The organism is Butyrivibrio sp. MC2021 (assembly GCF_000621605.1).
GTDB lineage: Bacteria > Bacillota > Clostridia > Lachnospirales > Lachnospiraceae > Butyrivibrio.
The window spans coordinates 18,062-40,081 of the sequence record NZ_KK211315.1 but is presented as its reverse complement, the minus strand read 5'-3'; the positions used below and the strand labels follow the sequence as shown (position 1 = coordinate 40,081).

Below are 22,020 nucleotides of genomic sequence, written 5' to 3'. Positions count from 1 at the left end.
AAGAGCATGAAGAAAATATGCAGAAAAATTGCCAGTACGTTACTGGCTATTTCAATACTTTTTAGTCAGAATCCGGAAGTATCCTATGCTTATGATAAAAATCCAGTAAAACCGTCAAGCGATGAATATACAGCTACTGAAGAGGAAGAGGACTATCAGGAATCTGCAGCTATAGCAGAATCAGAAAAGGACACCGGAGAAGTAATTTCGTCTGCAGATTCAGAGCCGGCAACAGTTGTAAGTGAGATTATTGATGCAAGAGATGAATTTTCCAAGCAATATCTTTTGAGTGACAATTCAAAGAGCCTTGTATTATATTCTGAGCCGGTACATTATCTTTCCGAGGATGGAACTTATGTTGAGATAGATAACTCTGTAAAAAAGACAGAGGAAGGCTATGAAAATGTAGATAATACCTACAGCGTTCTATTTACAGACAACGAGGAGAGTAAGGGCGAAGTAAGATTTGAAGAGGATGAATATCAGGTAAACTGGGAATATGTAGACAGTTTAGAAAGTGTATCAGAGCCTGAAAATACATCAGAGCCTGACAATGAATCAGAAATTGAAATCATATCAGAAAATTCTCCAGAATACGAAATAATAGTAGACAGTGATCAGTCATCTGAGATGGAGGCTGTTCCTTCAGATGAGGTCAGCATAGAAGATGCTGCTGGTAATGAATCCCAGAATACGGATGATACTACAGATAAGAACACAGATGAAGATACAGATAATTATCCGGAAAGTATTCAAGATGAGACCACTGAGGAGACAAAAAGTGAGCTGGATGTAACTGTAGAAGAAGCAGGAGCAGACTATGGCGAAGAAGAGAGCATAGGACATGTGGTAAACAGCGCCACAGTTACCTATGATGGATACAGTGATGGTATAAAGCTTGAGTATTCTCCAACGGGACTTGGCGTCAAGGAAAACATCATACTTCCCGGTAGAGAAAGCGGAAATGTTTTTTCATTCAAGATACAGCTTTCGGGGCTGAAAGCCAGAGTTACTTCCGCCAATGAAGTTGAACTCTATGATGAAAACAGTGGGGAGGTAAAATATTATTTTCCGGCTCCATTCATGACGGATTCCGATGATAATGAAAGCTATGAAATATGGTACAGCCTGAGTAATAACCTGCCACAAGAGGAATATATTGATACTCCTGATAACGAGAATATTGATGATTTGAGAGATGAGCAGTCTGCCTTGGAGGATACGGCTACAACTGAAGATGGCTATATTTACCTTACTCTGACAGCAGATGAAAAGTGGCTTGACAATGCAAAATACCCTGTCACCATCGACCCGGTCATCAAGAAAGTCAGAAATGATCTTCTGCTGGACTCTTTTTGTATAAATGACCATAATGCCGTGAATGAAGACTCTCTTTACGTTGGATCCGAAAAGATCAAAAGCTCTGACGGAGAGAAAGAACCTGTAATATTCAGATCATATATAAAGTTTGAACTTCCCAATATAGAAAAAGGAAGTGTGGTAACAGATGCCCAGCTTTATCTTAGCGGATCTGAAAGTTCAATCAATAAAAATTACGTTGTCATAAGAAAAGTTGATTCCAAGTGGAGTTACAGAAAAGTAGATAATGAAACCAGGATAAAAGACTGGAAGGACAGACCTTCTACAGATAGCAGGATCCTTGACTATGCAAAAAACGGTGGATACTTCAATATAACAAAAGCAGTAAGAGACTGGTATGCTGACCCTTCCGATAACAACGGCCTTGAGTTTAGTGCCTATGATGAGACAATAACCTCAAAGGACAGCATAAGACTGTCTCAATCTTCAAGCAGACCATATCTTAAGGTCACCTTCAAGAACTTCACCGGTCTTGAGAACTATTTTTCAAGTCATTCCGCTTCAGCAGGAACTGCAGGCGTTGGCTATATAAATGACTACACCGGTGCCCTTACTGTAGTCAATACAGATGTAAGTACCAACGGACTTCGCATGCCTTTCAACATTCAGCATGTGTACAACTCCAATACTGAGGAGGGCTGGAAAATATCCTATGACCAGAGGATAGTGATACCTGCCAATGAGCTGGATATAGGGACTTATCCGTATGTTTATTATGACGGTGATGGAACAAAGCATTATTTTAAGGCAAAAGATGTTACTTATCTTGAAAACGGAGAAAAGAAAACTGCAAAAAAGAATCCATCCGAGAAAATAGGATATCCTGCTGCAGAGGATGAGGATGGTTTAAAACTCTATATTGTTCCTGTGACGGACAAAGATCTTAAGGACACATATCCCTTAAAGATGTTGGATAAAAGCGGCTCTCTTGTAAAGTATTTTGACAATGCCGGGCATCTGGGCATGATAACCGACTCAAACAGATATGAGAACAAGGCTAACGCAGATAAGAGATTCGCAAACAGTATCACAATAACACAGGAAAAATACGGAGAAATAAAGGACCAGTATAAGTATACCAGAGCATCTGAAATACTTGATGAGATGTATGAATATGCCCGGTTAAAAGAGGCTACTTATGCACAGGATGGTGCATATAAGGAAAACCTTATCAGTATTCATTCTCTGATGACCGACCTTATAAATGATGTCTATGTGAAAACGGATTATAAGATTGCCAAAGAGATCCAGCTTGCGAGAGATAATGTGGAGCTTTTGTATTCATCCGGAAAACTAAAGCCCTCAGACGTCGAAAGAAAGTCAAAGGCTGCAAGAGATGCAATTGTGTCAGCCGTTGAGATGGTAGATATCCTTGACTTAAGGGACGAGCGTATCCTGTCAGTTTCCGATGCGGTTAATAATACCTCTGTATTCAGATATGATGAGGATGTAAGTGACAGAATTCGTGAAATAAGTGATCCTACAAAAAAAGATGCTGAGGCCAAAAACGTATACACATATAACGAAGAAGGTCAACTTGAAACAATCAGTTTTTCCAATGGAAAAACTGCCAGTTATACCTATGAAAATGGCCTGCTGGTCAGCATGCAGGATCACAGTGGTTACAAAATCCAATACAGGTATGATAAAAACCGTGTTGTAGAAGTGCAGGAGTTTGCAAAAGACCATGAACATCAGAACGATATCGAAGGTCAGACCTATTCTGTTCAATATAATTATGACAATACCACTTCCTATAGGTTCAGCGGCATAGATGATATCTATGGAAACGGGGATGACATTATTAACACATATGTGTTTGACGAGAAAGGCCGTGTGATAAGTGTCTATTCAACGAGAAGTCCTGATGGAAACAATAGTGGTTCTGCCGGCAAGTTAGAAGTTCTCGGGGCGAACGCCTGCACCTATGAAGACGCTGTGGTGAAGCAAACAGTGAAGGCTTCATATGATGATAAAGATCCCGGGGATTATGTCAATCTGATAAGTAATCCGGGATTTGAAGACGGACTTGAGAGCTGGATTGTGCCCGGGGCAGACGAGATCGCAAGAAGATATGGCATAGAAGTCAAATATATTGATCCGATTTATGGCGGTGAGGTAAAGGCAACGGATAGCAGGCAATATCTTGGCTTAAAGTGCCTTAAAGTGAATGCGCCTGCTGATAAGCGCTGCTATGCCCAACAGGAGGCAGAGCTTGACAAAGGCGATTATGCCATTTCTTTCAGAGTCAGCTTTGACATAGAGATTGAAGAAGGCCTGCAAAATATAGCCGCTCTCCTTATGGACAGTGATAATACGGAGTACTATTTTGACGACGTAAAATGCATCCATGACGCCGGGAAATGGGTCATTGTAAGTGGAAAGTTTTCGGTGGAGAAAAAGGGTAAATACTATATCACCCTTGAGACCCGAAATGTTACTGCATATTTTGACTGTATCCATCTTGAAAAAGGAACAGAGGCCCACAACTATTCAACAGGTGGCTTGTCATCTCCTGAAAATAATGACGAGGACAGTGCTGGCCGGAATAAGATTAAGGACAGCGCAGTTATAGGACGGCAGACCCAGAACCTTCTTAAAAACCATAGTTTCGAGCACAAGAAAGAAGGCTGGGGAATATATAATAATTGCGAAAGCATAAAATCAAGCGCTATTGATGTTAAAAACGCAAATAAGGTAGAAGTCAAAACAGATTCTTTTGAAAAGATGTGCTACCTTGGTAATAATGCTCTGGTATGCAACTTCAAGAATATTAAAAAGGAAAGGGCAGGAATATCCCAGGAGGTGGTCATACCTTCTGATGGGAGATATACACTTTCCGCTTATGTTAAATCCTATGGCCTTACAGACGGTGAAGCTTATCTGACTGCTAACTGCTCAGGCAAGGAAGAGTCTGTAAGTGAAAAGCTTACAGCAGCTACTGTTAAACAGTTTAGTGAAGGCTGGGACAGACTAAAAGTATCCTTTGATGCAAAAAAAGGTGATGTATATACCATAGCTGCAGAAGTGGCAGGTATGTCAGATGCTGCAAAAGGATTTGTATCTTTTGACTGCCTTCAGCTGGAAAAGAGTGATGTTGCCAACGTTTACAATGCTCTCGAGGATGGCAGCTTTGAGCTTACGCAGCAGGAACAGCCTTATACATGGAAATGCTTTGAAGACTCTGCTCACTCTGACATGATAGTAGATTGTGAAGATGAAGAGATAGATTTCGGAAAATGCTATCACATAATCGGAGAACCGGGAAAAAATAAATTTCTAAGATGTACAGTTGATCTTGGTGACACAACAAGCGCATATGTACTCTCAGGATGGGTAAAGACCATGACAACTCCCATTAGAAAAGGAAGGCAGCTAAGGGTCATGGCGTCCCATGAAGGTAACGAGGAAAAGCTTGAATCATCCCTTACACTTAGCGATTACAGTGATGGCTGGAGGTACTTTACTCTCCTTATGCCTGCACATAAGTGGAAGGATACTACCATAAGCTTTGACTTTTATGACAACATAGGACATATGTATATAGATGGTCTCCAACTGTCAAGGAATGAGATCTCTACAAAAATCTTTGACTCTAACGGCAGGGTGACAGGAATTGCAGCGTCCCAGAAGCAGACCACCTATGACTATGATGATTATGGTCGCATGAAGAAGATGGTAATTCCCGGTGGAGTTACTCAGACCTACACCTATGACAAGACGGGTAACAATACTCAGATAACCGCTTCACTTGGGCCTAACAGTTACATGAAATATGATGAGTACGGAAATCAGGCATCTATTTCCGCCCACAAGGCTGTAAGTAATGATGAGAACGGGAATCCGGTAAAGCAGTTAGAGCTCTTTACCCAGAACACCTACAGCGGAGATGGCAACTATCTAAGTAGCACTACCCAGACAAACGGAGCGGTTTTAGTATATGACTATGATGGAAATTCCGGGCTGCTTATTGATGAAACGGGGCCAAGCTACAACCTTATAGATCTTGAAGCTATGAGTAAAGGCCTGCTGGAAAAGATAGTATCCTGGACGAAAAATAAGCTGGCTCCTCAGCAGCGCATTAGATTTGATTATAATTATGACGACCTGGGAAGGATAAATACCGTATCGAGCGGTATTGTAGAAGGGAACGAAAATGCCGTAAAGACAGACGCCGAAGGGAAAATCGGAAGGAGTATATCTTATACCTATAATGATAATGATGGTCTTGGGGATATTAAGAGCATCAAACATAATGGATTCAATTACTCTTATGGATACGATGAATTTGGAAATGTAACAAGTATAAGTCTCACCGATGAGGACGGAACATTAATTGAGCTCTTATCAACAAATGAGTACGTTCCCAATAACGGAAGCCTCAAGAAAACCACTTATGCCGATGGAAGCATCAAGAATGTTACCTATGATGTTTATGGAAATGTGGCTTCTGAAGTAACAACTCTTTCAGGTGGCAAAGGGCTTACTACAGACACCTATGCTTACTATAATGATGGAAGTCTGGCAGTCCATACAGATAATACAGTAGTCACAGACAGTGATGGCATAAGTTCAGATAAGACCGGCCTTAAGACGGAGTTTGACTACGATGAGAACGGCAAGATCTCAAGAACAACTGTAAAGGGAAAGGTATCGGGAACCGACCAGTACAGCAGGCTCCAGTATATCTATAACGATCAGGGCAAAGTCCAGGAACTGACTTATGAGATAGCAGAAGGAGAAAAGAACAGTTTAAGGTCCTACAAGTATGAATCTGCAAAGGACGGACTTAGCACCAAAGACACACTTCCTGATAAAAGTACCAAGGAATATAAATACGATTCCTTAAGAAGAAATACCAAGGTGATCTATACTCCGAAGGCTGAAGCCGCTGATAAGAAAAAGCTGTACACTTCCGTGGAATATCTGTCCGGAATGTCCTCATCCAATAACCTTATCGGAACTCACAATAGTATAAGCAGCTATGTAAACAGTCTTGGAAGTGCTTCCAAGACCACGGAAAATTCCTACGAGTACCGCTATGACTTAAGGGGAAATATCTGTGCCATTGATGAGTTTAATACAATTCCTGACAGCAAGAAGCCTCATGCAAAGAATAATGAAGACAACAAGAGGATCTATCAGTACGATCCTTTTGGAGAAATCATAATAGCAAGGGAGACCTATTCTGACGCAAGTACTAAGGAGTACGCTTACAGCTACGACAATGGCGGGAACATCAAAGAAGAGCATATCCTTAGGAAAGAAGGCAAAAATACAGTAGAAGAACATCATACCTATAAGTATGACAGTAACTGGAAGGATAAGCTGATTTCCTATAATGATGGGACAGGGGAAAAGACCATATCTTATGATAAAGGTGGTAATCCCAAAGAATATCTTGGCCATAAAATGACCTGGAATTCAGTAAATAACAGCCTGACATCATATGAGGATGGAAGCAGGATCCATCGCTATACCTACCTTAGCGACGGCCAGCGCCTTTCCAAGACAGTGGGCTGCGAGACGGTGAACGGCAACACAGTGGAAGGCAAGACAACCACCTACATCTATAATGCAGGCATGCTTCTTGCAGAGGATAATCCCGAGTATCGAATCAATTTCTATTATGATTCAAACGGAATAGCAACAGAAATCGGTTATATCGAAAAAAACGGCGGTAAATTCGGAAAAGAGACATTTTACTTCTTTACCAGAAACGGCCAGGGCGATATAGTAGGAATATACAGAAGCGCTGATTCTACGCTGGTTGGAAGCTATGAATACGACCTTTGGGGCAATCCGGTTTCCGTAATTGAAAACACATCAAAAAAGGTAAACGGCAAGACCGTAACCATAAGGGATGAGCAGGGAATCCTCGAAAAGAACCCTCTTCGCTACAGAGGCTACTACTACGACAACGAGACAGGATTCTATTATCTTAACGCCAGATACTATGATCCGAAGGTACACAGGTTCATAAATGCAGACGGAGTGATAGCCGGAGTATCATCGGATGTTCTTGGTTATAACCTTTTTGCTTACTGCGATAACGATCCTGTCAACAAGATCGACACCTCAGGAAACTGGCCCACACTGACCAATAAACAGAAGATAGCGGTAGGCCTTGCGGTCATTGCTGTAGCAGCAGTTCTTACTGTAGCAACAGGTGGAGCAGCTGCAGGAACAGTAGTCGCAGCGGTCAACTGTTTTGCAACAGGAGCTTTGGAGGGGGCAATAGTAGGGGCAGCAACAGGTGCTGTATCTGGAGCGGTTATAAATGGTGGAATAGCTTATGTAACCAGTGGGGGAAATACAGAAGAGACTAAAAAAGCAGCCATCGATGGTGCCTGCGATGGTTTCATGAGTGGAGCCATAGAAGGATTTATCTCTGGTGGAATGAACAGTAATCACTGCTTTGTTGCCGGTACCCTGGTGCAGACCATTGATGGAGCGATTCCTATCGAGCAGATAGAAGAGGGAGAATTTGTCCTATCAGAAGATCCGGAAACAGGAGATGTTACCTACAAGAGAGTCCTTGAGACCTATGTAAATGATACTTATGAGCTTGTACACCTGACAATAGATGGAGAGGAGATCGTATCAACTCCCGGACATCCTTATTATGTCAAGGATTTAGGCTTCATCAAGGCAGGAGATCTTGAAGTAGGAACAACACTCATCGACCGGGAAGGCAATGAACTCCACCTTCAGATCAAGCGTTGGGAATATCTGCAGAGCCCAGTACCAATCTACAACTTCGCAGTTGAGGACTACCATACATATTTTGTCGGCACTAAGAATGTGCTGGTGCATAATATGTGCACAGGTTCCGATGAATTTGTTAACAGTTGGAAATCGGGCGAGACAAAACTTCGATTAGAGGTAGGCGGTGAATCGCAGGCTTTTCGACAGGTTCCAAATACAGGTGGGCGTTTTATAGATCAGCTTGCTGATGGCGTGGCGCACGAGGCAAAAACAGGATATACATGTCTTTCTAGTAGGATAAGAACACAGATAGCTAAAGATGCGTGGCTTCTACAAAATGATGACGAAATAGCGGCAGTTGCTTATCATTTTTACAGGAGCGAGGTTACTGGTAAGATTGGTGCGTCATCTAAGTTAATATGGAATTTGTTGCAAAAAGGATTTGAAGTTAACCTACATTTTTAATGGCTGGTTATAGTGTTTTATTATGTACATTTGAAATATATTATTAATTTTGAGAGACTAAATATGAACTATGAATACTTGATACCGGATTTTGATATGAAACCTTTTTGTCAGATGACTGCAAAAGAGGCAAAGTTCTACTACAAATGGTTTATATCTGAAATTCCAAATAGAAACAAATTGTTGACTGATAGAGTTTTGGAAGAGAATGGGATTATACTTGATTATTCTGAGAAATCTTTAGAAGATGTATGGGCTTGGTACGAACGATATATCTATTATACGGAGTTATCATGGGAAGATTATCTAAAAAAGTTAGATGATAGACCAGACTGGGTATTGCCATATATCTCAGACAAAGAATTGTCTGTTGAAACAATAGGTATAGGACTTGATGTAGCGATTTATTTTGGAACTGTATTTGTAAATCATTCAAATGGCAAAATTCAATGGGAATGTAATACAAAAAAATCTCATGACAGAAATGAAACGGTATTAGCAGGATTTTCTCATGGATTATTTCTTAGCCCTCAGAAAGCAGTAGTAAAGTTGGCAAGACAATCTTCTGAAAAGTCTAATGCGAAAAGGCTTATTGAATTTTATGACAATTGGAAAGGGTATGTTCCAGGTCTTTAAATGACGGTGGATTGGTCACATGGAAAACAGTTTTTAATGAATACATGATTCAGTTATACTTGGGGGAACTTTTTGCGAAGCAAAACGTCCATTGTCGCCCCGTATAGTTACAGCTTGCTGTAACCGGTGCCTGCGATGGTTTCATGAGTGGAGCCATAGAAGGATTTATCTCTGGTGGAATGAACAGTAATCACTGCTTTGTTGCAGGTACCCTGGTGCAGACCATTGATGGAGCGATTCCTATCGAGCAGATAGAAGAGGGAGAATTTGTCCTATCAGAAGATCCGGAAACAGGAGATGTTACCTACAAGAGAGTCCTTGAGACCTATGTAAATGATACGTATGAACTTGTTCACCTGACAATAGACGGTGAGGAGATTGTATCAACTCCCGGACATCCTTACTATGTCAAGGATTTAGGCATCATCAAGGCAGGAGATCTTGAAGTAGGAGCAACACTCATCGACCGGGAAGGCAATGAACTCCACCTTCAGATAAAGCGTTGGGAATATCTGCAGATTATAGTATCAGGAGGTGCTTGTCTGTGAATTATGAATTATCAATTCCGCCATTTGAAAATAAAGATTACGACGATATGACACCTAAAGAGGCAAGGCAGTACTTCAAATGGTTTGTTAATAATATACCCAATCGTTTAAACATGTTTGAGGCTAAGCTTATAGAAGAGGGGGTGATTAAGAAACTAGAATTTACAGAGGATATGATAATAACTATCTGGCAATGGTACGAATCAAAAATAGATACGAAAATTTTATCGGAGGAAGAATATAAACAAAAAATTGAAGGCCAGCCAGATTTTGTGATTCCCTTTATCTCAAACTGGGGATTTACTGAAGAAACTTCATTATATTGTTTAGATATTGCCATCTTTTTTGCACAGGTATTTATTCATAACCATGATAGGATTCATTGGGATTTAGTGACTCGATCAAAAAGATATGTTTATAGAAACAAACCTGTTTTAAGTGGGTTTGATCACAATGTACGTATGCACCCCACTACCATAGTATACAATATGACCTTGAAAACTCTAACAACAGGGAAGAATCCGCTTAGGCTATTGGAAAAATATCATTTTTGGCAAAATTGTATAGGAGATGAAGAAAGGGATAGCTTATAAAATGCATTATCTTGGGACTTGTACATTTTTTACAAAGGAGCAGCAATTAAATGACAGATGATGAAAGAGATGTTCTAACAAAAAAACTACTCGAAATAGCTAAAAGAGAAATAAGGATTGATTACAGCTCTTGTGATGAAAAAATAGAGTGTGGAAAAAGTAAAATAGGCGGAAAGCCAGATACACCATCTGATTTTAACTGGCCATACTATTCAGGAAACGTTAATGGCGTTGGTGAGAATAAGAATAGGCCACTTTCGTTTTTGGCTCAGATTAACTTAAATGATTTATCAGAATACAATAAAGACGGATTGTTACCAAAGAATGGAGTGCTGAGCTTTTTTTATGAACTTGAGACTATGACGTGGGGATTTGACCCGGCTGATATAGGTTCTGCAAAAGTCTTTTACTTTTGTGACACGGAAGAACTTTGTGAAACTGAGTTTCCGAATGATCTGAAAGTTGATTATATTCTTCCAGAGCTTCAAATTGTTTTTAGCGAGCATATTAGTCTTCCAAATTATGAAGAAACTCATTTTGATGATAGTCCTAATTGGGATGATTATGATGAATGCGTTTCAGAGGCTGGATATGATTATGACGACATGGGTGAACGCATTAAGTTACTTGGATATCCTGATGTGATACAAGATCCAATGCAGGAGCAATGTGAAACTGTAAATAGGGGATATAAAGTAGGGAGTTCTGAAGATTACGCTGTAATACCAAAGAATGTCATAGCTAGTATCAAGGAAAATGCAGATGATTGGATGCTCCTTTTTCAGATGGGGACAATTGAAAATGATGAGTATGAATTGATGTTTGGCGATTGCGGGCACATCTATTTTTGGATCAAAAGGTCAGACATGTCAGAAAAGAACTTTGATAATACATGGCTGGTTTTACAGTGCTAACAGTTTTGAAAGTATAGACAATTACCAAACCCGCGTTTAAAGTAATATTTTGGGACTGTGTCCCCACTAGTTTGAGAAGATTGTCTTAGAATAGTCTTATTTACATGAACTGCATTACTTACTGAAAAGGAGATTTAAACATGAGTAGTTGGGGAATAAGTATCATTACCGCAGTAATTGTCTGGGGAGTCATCAGATGGATGACGAAGAAAAATACCAGAGGCAATGAGTTTCAACTGTACAGGGTATATTACCGGTATGGTGGTTCCGAACGCAGCATTACAGTTGGCATATTTGGCAGTAAGGACAAGGCGGAGGAAGCGCTTAATGACCTTGAGAGCAAGAACACCTCTGATGGGATGAAGTATGGTTTTTCCAAGGTGGTGATAAGCACCTTTCGTGGACGCGAAGGAAATCTTGTTTATGAGTGGAGCAGCAATAATGCAGGGGCAGATAACTACTTCTTTTTTACCAAAACTGATTATCTTGAGGAGATAAAAAGGCGACTTGAAGGCTCTGATAAAGGTAATACCGGAAATATAAAGTCATACGAGATCAATAAGCTTTATGTTGATGAAGATGGAAGTCCTGAAGCGGCTGTCTGATAGACCGCATATTGTTTTGGGGATATTTGATCAAAAAAGAATTTCGAAATAATCGTGCAAGTAAATATCTAAGGAGGAGAAAGGAATGGCTGCACAGAAAAAGAATGATTTAAATGAAAAATTGTTTAATGAAGGGAAAATAGACGAGAGACGCATTTTTACTATTGTTACTGCCAAAAGGCTTCCCGGAGGAGGCTACGGAATGGTAGGACTTGGGGTTAATAAGGATAAATTAGTTGTGATAGATGTGATTTCAGTTAAGCTGTCTTCTATAGAGCTTGGAGAAACTCTCTTTGAAATACCTATTAAAGAGATGGAAAATATTAAGGGTAGTTACTTTGTCTTTTATCCGTTCTTAAAATTCACATGGCAGGGCGGAAGATTTTATTTCACTGCTATAGGCTATAAAAGCGGTATTCTGGAAGTGATTAGAAAGTAGCTTGAAAAAAGATTATTATCATTTGGGGATGGAGTTAAGATACCAGTTACATTAGAATGAATATTTAATTCTGTTCACGTGATTTCAAGTCATAGGGACGGATCATTTGACTTATCATGAAAATAAGCCGAACGAACCGTCCCTTTGTTTTCTCTTAATGAAGATTATTTCTTTTTTAGCTCTTCAATTTCCGCCATAAGAGCAGCAATTTGAGCATCCTTACCGGCAAGAATTTACTGGTACCTGTCACCAATGTCTAGGCTTTATCAAGGCAGGAGATCTTGAAGTAGGAACAACACTCATCGACCGGGAAGGCAATGAACTCCACCTTCAGATCAAGCGTTGGGAATATCTGCAGAGCCCTGTACCAATCTACAACTTCGCAGTTGAGGACTATCATACATATTTTGTCGGCACAAAGGATGTGCTGGTGCATAATATGTGTGCTGCAAATACTAATGCAAGTAAAGCAGAAGACATCAATAGTCTTGTAGATGGTTCGACAAAGAATATTGATGATATACTCGATTTTGCTTCTGATTTTCTTGGAGAGGGGTATACTGAACCAGTACCAGGCAGTGGTAGGTTCGTTTCTTCTGATGGTGTTAGGGTTTTTAGGATGGGAGTCAATGATATTATGGGTAAGCATGGTGGTGGTCCGCATGTCAATTTTGAAATTTTAGAAAAGAATATCTCAAAGATAGGAAAAATGAAAGTTGTACGGAATATTCATATATTTCTAGGAGAGTTATGATGGAAAAAATAATAATAAATAATTATGACCCTAATAAAGGCCTAGAACTAAAATGGAAGGATGGTTTCATTATTAAGGTTTTATTTGAAGATGGAGAAGTTAGATTATCAGCAAATAATGAGGGATTAGAGTCTTTGGCTAATCACTTTTTGAACTTAGCGCAAAAAGAAGTTCCAGTAGGCTCTCATATACACTTAGATGAGTATAATTCTCTAGAAGAAGGTTCATTTGATTTTTGTATAGAAAAGATCTGATAAGAAGCTGTTTGTCTACAATGTTCAGGTAATGAACTATGAATCTGGTGAAGTAGCTACAAAGAAAGTTCACATCTTTACCTACGATTATGTAAAGAACAGCCTTGGTGAAAAGAACACGATTCCTGATGGCAGTATTATTATGACAGAAGTGTAGTTGCTGAACTTGGATATATAAATAAGGCTGGAGCAAAGTACGCTGCTGAAGAATACTTCTTCTTTACCAGAAACGGACAGGGCGATATAGAAAGAATATACAGGTCAAAAGACTCAAAACTCATGGGAACCTACACCTATGACCTGTGGGGAAAGATTGTCTATACTACTGCTACGGCAGATGATTCTCTTGGAATTACAGATAAGAATCCTCTTCGTTACAGAGGATATTATTATGATAAGGAGACAGGATTTTATTATCTTAATGCAAGATATTATGATCCTGAGATCCATAGATTCATAAGTCCTGATAGTGTAATTGCAGGCGTATCATCCGATGTTGCCGGCTATAATCTTTTTGCATACTGTGATAATGATCCTGTCAATAAGATAGATACATCCGGTAACTGGCCAGAGCTGAATAACAAGCAGAAGGTTGCAATAGGTCTTGCTGTTATTGGCGTTGCAGCAGTTCTTACAATCGCAACGGGCGGAGCAGCTGCTGGAACAGTAGTTGCTGCAGTGAACTGTTTCGCAACCGGAGCTCTAGAGGGTGCAATTATCGGAGCAGCAACTGGTGCAGCATCCGGTGCTGAGATAAATGGTGTAATTGCGTTTGTGACAAGTGGCGGAGATATTGGGCAGGCTAAACAGGCGGCTATCGATGGTGCTTGTGACGGCTTCATGTCCGGTGCTATTACTGGATTTATCACGGGAGGAATGACGTCAAATCATTGCTTCGTCGCGGGAACATTGGTTGAAACTATCGACGGTCTTACCCCTATAGATCAGATAGAAGAAGGTGAATTCGTCCTTTCAGAAGATCCTGAAACAGGAGATGTTACCTACAAGAGAGTTCTTGAAACCTATGTCAATGAGACTACAGAGCTTATTCATCTGAACGTAGATGGAGAAGAGATAGTAACAACACCTGCCCATCCCTTCTACGTGAAGAATATCGGATTTGTTATTGCTGGAGACCTTGAGGAAGGAACAACTCTTGTTGATAATGAAGGTAATGAGCTACATCTTCTGATCAAGCGTTGGGAACAGCTACAGTGCGAAATACCCGTCTATAACTTTGCTGTTGAAGATTACCATACATATTTCGTAGGAAATTCGATTGTTCTAGTTCATAATGATTGTATTCCAGAGGGAGGGGCTTATGGAGAATTGAAAGGTAAGGGAGGCCAGGTTCATCATATGCCTGCTGATTCAGTAAGCCCTTTGTCAAAATCAAAAGGACCAGCAATTCGAATGGATACTGCTGATCATCTAAAGACAGCTAGCTGGGGAAGGTCTTCGGAAGCTATTAAGTATAGAGAATTGCAGAAACAGTTAATTGATCAGGGCAAGTTTATGGAAGCTCAACTCATGGATATAAAAAATATTCGAGCACTTTTTGGGACCAAATATGATGATGCGATTGAACAAATGCTGAAATATACGAAAACATTAGAAGATTTAATTAAATAGGAGGAGTTCTAATTGAGATACTTTGTTACACCTTATGTAGGTATTCATACTATAGAATTTGGAAACACAATTTCATTAGTACATAATAAGATAGGCGAACCACTAGAGCAGTTTTACAGAGGACCAGATAATACTTGCCTTACAGATGTTTATCAAGATTTTTTTGTGTACTACAAGGATAGACAGTATGTTGAAGCGATAGAATTTTACGGAGATATTAATGTTTGTGTTGATGAAATAACGATTGGAGATGAAACATTCGATTGCGTATTGAAGGCGTTCTCGCAAAGAGATAGTGAAATTATTTTGGATGAAGATGGATTTACTTCAAAAAAATATGGTATTGGTGTTTATTGTCCTTCATGGCGAGAATCAGAAGAGCTACTAGTGGAATCTATTATTGTTTTTTGTGAAGGTTATTATGATTAAAAAGATGTACTGGATATGAACCACAGTGATACCAAGGCATCGCTAAGAGGAAAAGGACCCCGGTCCTTCCACTTTTGAGGAAAGGACTGGGGTTCACAGATTAATCTTGACCTAAAAATAAGGACAATAAACCAAATAGAAGGATTCGTACCTGCAATAAATGGTGGCATAGCCTTCGTTACCAGTGGTGGCGACTTGGAAAAGACTAAACAAGCTGCAACTAAGGCATTTTTTATTTTATGTAGCAAAGCGCACTCCGCTGCGCTTTGCGTGAGAACATGATTCAGTTTTACTTGGGGCGACCTTTTGCAAAGCAAAACTTCATTGTCGCCCAAATATGTTACTGCTTGCAGTAATATGGAGCGTGTGATGGTTTTATGTCTGGTGCTATTACCGGATTTGTCACGGGAGGAATGACGTCCAATCATTGCTTCGTCGCGGGAACGCTAGTTGAAACTATCGATGGTCCTATACCTATTGAACAAGTAGAAGAAAGTGAATTTGTACTTTTAGCAGATTTCTGTTTGCATTTGGGAGGTATTGTTATGCTTAGAAAAATAATGAAGTATAGTGACTTGGATGAAAGAAAACTGATGGATATATACTCAGAGAGTAATTATGATAATACCGAGTATTTTTATCCAGACGAAAAGGATAAAGAAAAAGCAGTTAAGCTTGTGGAGACGAATTTTTGCGATTTTTTAAAGAATGATTTTTTCAAGCGAGAGGATAGTGTTTACTGGATATATGAAGAGAATGGAGAATGGCTCAGTGCACTAAGAACCAACATGGTTGAGCCTAGATTGTTCTATATTGAAGCTCTTGAAACACCTCCGGAAAGCAGAAAGAAGGGATATGCTGCGCATCTTATCAATCTTGTCCTTGAAAATTTGAAAAAAGAAGGAAGTTTTAGAGTATGTGACTGCGTGAGCAAGAAAAATACAGCATCATTGAAAACACATGAGAAATGCGGCTTTAAGATTGTTTCCGATAAAGGTTATGACTATCTTAGAAATGAAGAAAGCGATAGAGACTATAGCCTCGAGTATAACTATGTAGTTGATTAAATATTTATTAGTTGATGTGTATTCTAACCAGGCGGAGTTATGCTCCGCCTAATAGTTCCGCTACAGTATATGGCTCTCCTGAAGTCAGTGTGTTTTAGAATAGACAGAAGATTATGGTACAACTTTTTTATTATTCGAAACAATGTGATTCACTTCATGCTGGATGATGATTGATGAAAAGAGGAAGACTTGAATGAGCTTTGATAAGGGAGCGAAGAAAAATGAGATAACGTATGTGGCGTCTGCAATTTTGGAATCGATATGTACTGTTGTACAACCATTATTGTTAAAAGTAATTCTTGATGGAAATATAGAGAATATGAAAATTTGGCATGCCGCATTTGCATACATGGCATCAGTAATTGGCATTTTGCTATTTGGATACATATCAAAACGCTGTATTGTTCATATGACTGCTATAATCAAAAGTAACTGTCTTAAGAGAATCACAGATAAGTATTCTTTCCCCATATTTATTAAAACCAATTCCGAAGAGAAGGCAATAATAGATACGGATATCAATAAAAACATAGATGAAATGATATCGGAATTCTATGAGAACAGGCTTGTGATAATCTCTACTGCAATCGGATTGGTGTTTTATGGGGCATCAATATTTAGAATGGACAGAGTAATGGCCGTTCTGATCCTTATTCCGAACATCATTACTCTGATAATACCTAAACTGCTTCAGGGCAAGATCGAGAATAATAAAGAGCGGTGTCTGGAAAAATCAGTCGAAATGAATAAAGTGCTCGATGATTTTTACATGAATATAAATGCTATAAAAAACAATCTTAACCTTGGGGGATATAGGGAGAAGATAGGGAAAGCCAGAGATAAGTATATTAAACAATCTGTTTCATATGGAATGCTTCAAAGTAAAGCTGAAACAGTAATGGGCCTGACTTCTTTTATGGGTGTGTTACTGATAATATTTTATGGAGCGTATGGCTTGGTAACAAATAAGCTAACAGTTGGAACAGTGGCCGCATCTTTAGAGTATTGCGAATTGATTGCAGTTCCTATTGTGTGCCTTTGCTCTGCTATAAACGCTTTTTCCGGTGGCAGGGCGGTAAAGATAATACTAGAAAAGAGGCTTGATTCTTCCAAGAGAGAGTTTAATGATCCAGATGTGAGTGTATTTAACAAATTGGTATTTTCAGATACTGAGCTTGGATATGATGATAATACGCTTTTGCATATTAAGAACCTTACAATAAACAAAGGCGATAAAATAATTGTTTCCGGCGATAATGGTGGCGGAAAGTCCACGTTTCTGAAGGCTATATATAAAGCAATTGATCCGTTATCAGGAAAAATCCTGATTAATGATTTAGATTATATAAACCTCACCTATTCAGATATCTGCTCATATATGGGAGTTGTTTTTCAGAATGAACATATAATTGATGCCACAATAGGTGAAATGCTGGAAGGAGTAAAACCGGATCTGCTTAAGAATTTTTTATCCATTCCTCGGATAAATGAGAATGGTGTATTTGATGATTTAAGTAAGCAAAACATTGAACTATCAGGTGGCGAACAACAAAAGATTGCATTATTAATGACCATTGCTCCAGGTAAAGGATTACTGGTTATCGATGAAGGCCTAAATGAGATACAGGCTGATGTACGCCACAATATTCTTAGCTGGTTGGAAAAGCAAAAAGATCTTACAATGATCTATGTTTCACATGATAGTTCTGATGATATCGGAGAGTTTAAGAAAATAAGAGTAGAGGATGGAAAAATTGTTAAGTGCTATGAATAGCCCTCTGCAACAGATAGGATGAGGTTTATTGCACAAAAAATCACATAATAATTTGGAGTAAGGGAGAAGAAAGTGGAAAAAGAAGAGATATTAAGCATATTAACAGAATTTGGTATTAATGATTTTAAGGAGAAAAAAGAGATAGACTCATCCTCGGAGGATGACTATCGCTTAAATATTATCCTTGATAAGAAATATGTGTTGAGGATAAATAATGATGTCATGACAGAAGAACGTCTCTCATCAATAGATAGACTTATTGGGAGATACAGGGAAATAGGTGTGTGCGCACCTGCGTTAATTAAGAGCAAGTCAGGAAGTTATGTATTCATGCATGATGGACACGCCTGCTATGTCTCAGAATATATCGATAATCCTTCTCTTGAGGAAAAGGTAGAAGAGGTTGATTCATCGGTGGTTTTCAAAGAAGTTTGGCGCTCTATCGGAAGGCTTGCGAGTAAGTACTCGGGAGTTGACCTTTCTGAAGTAAATTCCATGTGGTCACTGATTGATCTGGCTCCTCTTGATATTGATGTTGACGAAAAGCAGGAAAACCTTGATATGCTGGTAGAAGAACTACGAAAGATTGGTGAGGACTCTTTTGCCGAAGAAGTAATTACCTTCAACGAAGATACTAGAGCCAGGATAAAAAGAGTTTACAAGAACCTGCCTCGATGCGTGATTCAGGGAGATCTTAACGAGTCTAACATCCTTGTTGATAATGGGCATTTTGCCGGACTCATTGACTTTAATATGGCGGGAACAGAGGTCAATATCAATCAGTTTTGCTGCGAAACAAACCTTGAATTATCAGGAAAAGATTTTTTGTCAAAGGACGCTGAAACCTTCTATGGGGAATGGGCCAGAAGGCAACAGGATGCACTGAACGAGATTTTAGCGGAATATGTATTGAACGACATGGAGAAAGCATCCATCATGGACTATCGTAGGATTTGTAATATCTCAATGTACCCGAATGTTCTGGACTTTATTGAGTTCTTGAATCTTGATAAAACTAAGACTTTAGAACTAATCAGATGCATCATTAAAAATTGAATATATGTTTTGTAATAAAACAAATGAGTATTGTGTCGCTTGGTGTTGAAGTGTATTTAGATGAAAGAAGCAAGGGATATGCTACAGCGGCTATGAAACAAGCTTTCATGCTTGCAACAGAGCGCGGCTATAAAATCATACAGGACCAGGTTCGTGTTGATAATAAGCCCAGTATTGCACTTCATGAAAGATGTGGATTTGAAACAGACGGATATGTGTTTATAAATAAAAAGGGCAAGGAAGTATGTATATATACTTCCGCCCTTTAAATCAATGCAAAATCGGCAATGTAAAATAAAGTGTGACACAATAGTTAGTAATCGGATTCTTTTTTTTATTTTCTTATAACTCTTCCTCCATTTTCTTCCCATAATTGTATTGCATTACCAGATACTGACAGTGTTGATCCATCGTTTAAGAGAATATAGCAGTCTGAATCATCAATAACCAGAGTATCTGTAGTGGGATCTATTTCATGACATGCACAATCAGGTTCAATATCATCCAGTGGCGGATCATAGTGAGAACTGAAGAATACAGTGTATGAAGAAATAAATAGTGTTGCCGCAAAAGTGTAGACGACAAGGTCTTTAAAAAATGAATGTGCATAGTGCTTTTTTGATATCACCAGGAAGCGTTCCTTGAGATCTACAGGATAATTTGAAACCAGTTTAAGGGCACAGCGTTCCGATAATGATGAACGAGAGGCTTTCAATGTGTTCTGATTCTTTATAACAAGAAGCATTGTTTCCAGGTATTGAAGGCGCTTATTGTCAGTCAAACCATCAAGTGTCATCTGATCGCACCTAAGTTCCATTGACTGTTCAATGTCTTTTCTGAAAATATATACACAGGGATTCCAGAAAAACAGGCAAACAACGACGTTTGCAAGTAATTTTGAAAAGCAGTCACGATTTTTCAAATGATTGTATTCATGCCTAAGGATGAAGTGCAACTGCTCATCCGAATATAGAGTGCTGTAGCTTGCTGGTAGGATTATGCATTTCCTCAGTAAGCCCGTACTCAAAGGACTGTTTAGATTATCCAGTTCATAGAGTTTGATATTAAGAGATGTTGAATAATCATCCTGTATATCGCTTAAGAAACGGTAGGCTTTATCAGAAGGATCCAGCGATTTTTTTCTGGTTTGTGCGGAAACCACAGTATAGGAGAATAAAAGCCTTAATAGTAAGAAAATACTAATTGTGACATACAAAGTGAATAGTATTTGGTAAAAATACAGGCTATGGTGACCAAAGCTAATTCTTCTAAAAAACATGAAATCCATAATGGGATTGAAGATTCTGCTGGTTATGCAGATGGCCCATGGGGCTTCAAAGGGAAGCAGGAGTCGTAAAAGGCATAAAAAATAGATGAAGCAGATAGCTCTAACACTTATGAGCCTCAGTTTCATGAGCTTTTTTCTAATATGGTAAAACAGGAGAATAAAAATGCTGGTATATAGCACACAAATCCAAAAGTCACAGAACAATTCCAGGTTGCTCATTTGATACATCATCTTTCCTGATCAATTTTTTGATTCTTTTTTAGACTGTCAATTATTTCCTGAAGACTCTCAATCAATTCTTCCCTTGTTTCTTCATTATCATCGCCATCATTTTTAATCATCGCCATGGCAATGTTTCCAAGAGACTTGTACGTAAGGCCATCCATTTTCAATAACCTGGCAGCATATTCTTCCCGGGTGATGGAACATCTGAATCTACGGGCGTACTGAGTGTTGTATTGTTCAAAGCCTGAAACCTCTATCAGATTCTTGTCAATCAGGCTGTTGATTGTACGGAAAATGCTTAGCTTGTTCCAATCAGTGTCGTCCAATCTGTCAAGCATTTCAATACTGGTTAAACCTGAATCAGAGGTCCAAAGTAAATCCATTATAGTTTTTTCCCTAGCGTTTAATTGATTTAATCTCATAAAGTGATTCCTCAAAAAGTGACATTTGACAATTTAATTATATATCAGGTTTTGATTAAGTCAATACTAATAACAGAATATGATAATAGTATTGACAAAATTGAAAACGGAAAAATATAATATGATATCAGGAACTTATTATCGAAAAAATGGGGAGTGAAAGAATGCAGTAGGACTAGAAATTGATAGCGGAACTGGTCATTATTTCCATTATCATCCAAACCGCGATTCGCATGTTCATATTTGGTATATGAGTTAGGAGGGGGATTGTATATGATGTATGATTCATATTTTGTTAGAAATTGCGATAGTAAAAAAGTGACAAGAGACTTATTTGTTTGTGCATTTACATCTAGTGATGCCTTTTCTTTTTTATATTATAAAACGTCTAAAAATGAGAAGTTTGAACAGAATGTTAAGGATATAAGAAGACAACTTCAAAAATTTAAGCTCGGATCTAAGATGGTATCAGAATGGCCTTTGACAAAACAATTAATTGACCATGAGCCTATTTGTGAGCTGGTAACATACAAAGCAACGATAGAATCGTTTTTTGTATTGGACAAATTTGAATGTAGTCTTTGGGATTGGGATTATCCTAATTATCCTTCTGATATTGCACTTTATAGAGGTGGGTTTGCGTGGTTTGAATCATCCTCCCATGAAAGGCTGAATACTTTTTATCTTTGGAAAAAAGATGATTGTTATATTTTATCTGCTTTAAAATCTCTTGGTGTTGAGCTGGAACCACAGGGCAAAGTTACTCAGGAAAGGCTGTTCTTTAATGAGCAGGCAATACTTCCTATGAGAAAAGACGAGAACCAGTCTGAG

19 protein-coding genes and 1 pseudogene are annotated in these 22,020 nt (G+C 38.8%); 18 read left to right on the top strand and 2 right to left on the bottom strand.

Features of this window, described 5'->3' with window-relative positions:
• Positions 1–6 precede the first annotated feature (6 nt).
• The 17 genes and pseudogenes from T359_RS0117705 to T359_RS0117630 all read left to right on the top strand — a co-directional run bounded on the left by T359_RS0117705 (position 7) and on the right by T359_RS0117630 (position 19,523).
• The gene (locus T359_RS0117705) at positions 7–8,553 is read left to right on the top strand and encodes a polymorphic toxin-type HINT domain-containing protein (RefSeq protein WP_026518544.1); all 8,547 of its coding nucleotides are present in this window, start codon (positions 7–9) and stop codon (positions 8,551–8,553) included.
• Between the two features lie 63 nt (positions 8,554–8,616).
• Positions 8,617–9,189, top strand: coding sequence for a hypothetical protein (locus T359_RS0117700; protein ID WP_026518543.1), 573 nt, complete (start codon positions 8,617–8,619; stop codon positions 9,187–9,189).
• 143 nt (positions 9,190–9,332) lie between these two features.
• Positions 9,333–9,737: a polymorphic toxin-type HINT domain-containing protein gene (locus T359_RS20985; RefSeq protein ID WP_051545590.1), complete on the top strand. Its 405-nt coding sequence runs from the start codon at positions 9,333–9,335 to the stop codon at positions 9,735–9,737.
• Positions 9,734–10,330 carry a hypothetical protein gene (locus tag T359_RS0117690; RefSeq protein ID WP_026518542.1) on the top strand — a complete coding sequence of 199 codons (597 nt, stop codon included), beginning with the start codon at positions 9,734–9,736 and terminating at the stop codon, positions 10,328–10,330. The genes T359_RS20985 and T359_RS0117690 overlap by 4 nt, the downstream gene beginning before the upstream one ends.
• A 50-nt stretch (positions 10,331–10,380) precedes the next feature.
• Positions 10,381–11,244 carry a YwqG family protein gene (locus T359_RS0117685; RefSeq protein ID WP_026518541.1) on the top strand — a complete coding sequence of 288 codons (864 nt, stop codon included), beginning with the start codon at positions 10,381–10,383 and terminating at the stop codon, positions 11,242–11,244.
• Positions 11,245–11,384: 140 nt separating this feature from the next.
• Positions 11,385–11,849: a hypothetical protein gene (locus T359_RS0117680; RefSeq protein ID WP_026518540.1), complete on the top strand. Its 465-nt coding sequence runs from the start codon at positions 11,385–11,387 to the stop codon at positions 11,847–11,849.
• Between the two features lie 85 nt (positions 11,850–11,934).
• The gene (locus tag T359_RS0117675) at positions 11,935–12,288 is read left to right on the top strand and encodes a hypothetical protein (protein WP_026518539.1); all 354 of its coding nucleotides are present in this window, start codon (positions 11,935–11,937) and stop codon (positions 12,286–12,288) included.
• 265 nt (positions 12,289–12,553) lie between these two features.
• Positions 12,554–12,715 (top strand): annotated as a pseudogene (locus T359_RS23490) (polymorphic toxin-type HINT domain-containing protein); the annotation flags it as partial.
• A gap of 3 nt (positions 12,716–12,718) precedes the next feature.
• Positions 12,719–13,042, top strand: coding sequence for a hypothetical protein (locus tag T359_RS0117670; RefSeq protein WP_155840176.1), 324 nt, complete (start codon positions 12,719–12,721; stop codon positions 13,040–13,042).
• Positions 13,042–13,296 carry an Imm32 family immunity protein gene (locus T359_RS0117665; protein WP_051545588.1) on the top strand — a complete coding sequence of 85 codons (255 nt, stop codon included), beginning with the start codon at positions 13,042–13,044 and terminating at the stop codon, positions 13,294–13,296. Before T359_RS0117670 ends, T359_RS0117665 begins: the two co-directional genes overlap by 1 nt.
• A 31-nt stretch (positions 13,297–13,327) precedes the next feature.
• Positions 13,328–13,453, top strand: coding sequence for a hypothetical protein (locus T359_RS23215; RefSeq protein ID WP_256374496.1), 126 nt, complete (start codon positions 13,328–13,330; stop codon positions 13,451–13,453).
• Positions 13,454–13,575: 122 nt separating this feature from the next.
• Positions 13,576–14,928, top strand: coding sequence for a polymorphic toxin-type HINT domain-containing protein (locus T359_RS21930; RefSeq protein ID WP_026518536.1), 1,353 nt, complete (start codon positions 13,576–13,578; stop codon positions 14,926–14,928).
• A gap of 12 nt (positions 14,929–14,940) precedes the next feature.
• Positions 14,941–15,357 (top strand): hypothetical protein, encoded by a 417-nt coding sequence (locus T359_RS20970; RefSeq protein WP_035784891.1) that lies wholly within the window; start codon positions 14,941–14,943, stop codon positions 15,355–15,357.
• A gap of 545 nt (positions 15,358–15,902) precedes the next feature.
• Complete coding sequence (locus tag T359_RS0117645; RefSeq protein ID WP_026518535.1) at positions 15,903–16,424, top strand: GNAT family N-acetyltransferase; 522 nt, start codon at positions 15,903–15,905, stop codon at positions 16,422–16,424.
• Positions 16,425–16,617: 193 nt separating this feature from the next.
• Positions 16,618–18,198: an ATP-binding cassette domain-containing protein gene (locus tag T359_RS0117640; RefSeq protein WP_026518534.1), complete on the top strand. Its 1,581-nt coding sequence runs from the start codon at positions 16,618–16,620 to the stop codon at positions 18,196–18,198.
• Between the two features lie 72 nt (positions 18,199–18,270).
• The gene (locus T359_RS0117635) at positions 18,271–19,254 is read left to right on the top strand and encodes a phosphotransferase enzyme family protein (RefSeq protein ID WP_026518533.1); all 984 of its coding nucleotides are present in this window, start codon (positions 18,271–18,273) and stop codon (positions 19,252–19,254) included.
• A gap of 50 nt (positions 19,255–19,304) precedes the next feature.
• Positions 19,305–19,523 (top strand): GNAT family N-acetyltransferase, encoded by a 219-nt coding sequence (locus T359_RS0117630; protein WP_242839127.1) that lies wholly within the window; start codon positions 19,305–19,307, stop codon positions 19,521–19,523.
• A gap of 65 nt (positions 19,524–19,588) precedes the next feature.
• Here the strand turns inward: T359_RS0117630 and T359_RS0117625 are convergent, their stop codons facing one another.
• Complete coding sequence (locus tag T359_RS0117625; protein ID WP_242839131.1) at positions 19,589–20,533, bottom strand: M56 family metallopeptidase; 945 nt, start codon at positions 20,531–20,533, stop codon at positions 19,589–19,591.
• Between the two features lie 236 nt (positions 20,534–20,769).
• The gene (locus T359_RS0117620; protein WP_026518530.1) at positions 20,770–21,189 is read right to left on the bottom strand and encodes a BlaI/MecI/CopY family transcriptional regulator; all 420 of its coding nucleotides are present in this window, start codon (positions 21,187–21,189) and stop codon (positions 20,770–20,772) included.
• 273 nt (positions 21,190–21,462) lie between these two features.
• Here T359_RS0117620 and T359_RS20965 point away from each other — a divergent pair.
• A partial coding sequence (locus tag T359_RS20965) for a hypothetical protein (RefSeq protein WP_197027121.1) occupies positions 21,463–22,020 on the top strand: 558 nt, incomplete at its 3' end.